This is a genomic window from Bartonella sp. TS25HLJMH, assembly GCF_042193505.1.
GTDB classification, from domain to species: Bacteria; Pseudomonadota; Alphaproteobacteria; order Rhizobiales; family Rhizobiaceae; genus Bartonella; species Bartonella grahamii.
On the sequence record NZ_JBHILV010000081.1, the window covers coordinates 1 to 1056 of the forward strand.

At 41.3% G+C, this 1056-nt stretch carries 1 pseudogene; it reads left to right on the forward strand.

Features of this window, described 5'->3' with window-relative positions:
- Window positions 1-110 precede the first annotated feature (110 nt).
- A pseudogene (locus ACFINF_RS09330) lies at window positions 111-1056 on the forward strand (tyrosine-type recombinase/integrase); the annotation flags it as partial.

Below are 1056 nucleotides of genomic sequence, written 5' to 3' on the forward strand. Positions count from 1 at the left end.
TAAGATTCTCTCATTTCAAACCTGTTTATCTTGAATCAATCAAAACCATTCTCTTGCACACCATAAGCGGGGCTGGCGTGTGGATAAAAACTGTACAAGAAAGGACTAAAATGGCTCTTATGAATCGCCTCAAGTGCCAAGGGCTGTCGCAACATTGGGAGCTGGCAAATATAATAATGGTGTCGGCTTGCTTCTTCATAAGCGTAAAGATGGAGGTGCTCAATGGATTTACCGTTATACCATTCATGGTCGGCGCCGCAAAATGGGCTTGGGTACATTGCGAAATGTTTCTTTAAAAAAAACTCGTGAATTGGCAACTGGGTGGCATTCTGTTCTTCGTGAAGGTCGTGACCCTATTAAAGAACGTGAAAAACAAAAGCGTGAGGCAATAAGTAAGCTCCATTATTTAAAAGATATCGCGTTGGATGCTTTTGAAAGTCGTAAAGCTGAATTAAAAAATGATGGTAAAGATGGGGATTGGTTTTTACCATTACGCCTTCATATTCTGCCTAAATTAGGCTGTCTTCCCGTTTCTGAGATTACACAAACAGAGATACGCAATGTTCTTGCCCCTATTTGGCATACAAAAGCTGGAACTGCTAATAGAGCTCTTATTCGTCTCAACCTTTGTCTTAAACATGCGGCTGCATTAGGATTGAATGTTGATTTACAAGCAACAGAAAAAGCACGCGCTCTCTTAGGTAAACAACGTCATAAAACGCAAAATTTACCAGCCATGGATTGGAGAGAGGTTCCGGCTTTTTATAAAACACTCTGTGAAGCATCAACCATAACACAACTGGCTTTGCGTTTGCTTATTCTGACAGGCGTTCGTACCAATCCTTTACGTCATATTCATAAAGATCAAGTTGAGGAGGATATATGGACCATTCCTGCTGAGAATATGAAAGGAAGGCGTGATGCTACAACAGAATTTCGCGTGCCTCTATCAACAGAAGCATTAGAAATTCTAAAACAAGCGCGCTTGCTCTCTCGTAATGATTTCTTTTTTTCTGCTAGAGGTCGTGGTCCCCTCGCTGAGAAATGTATGGCTAC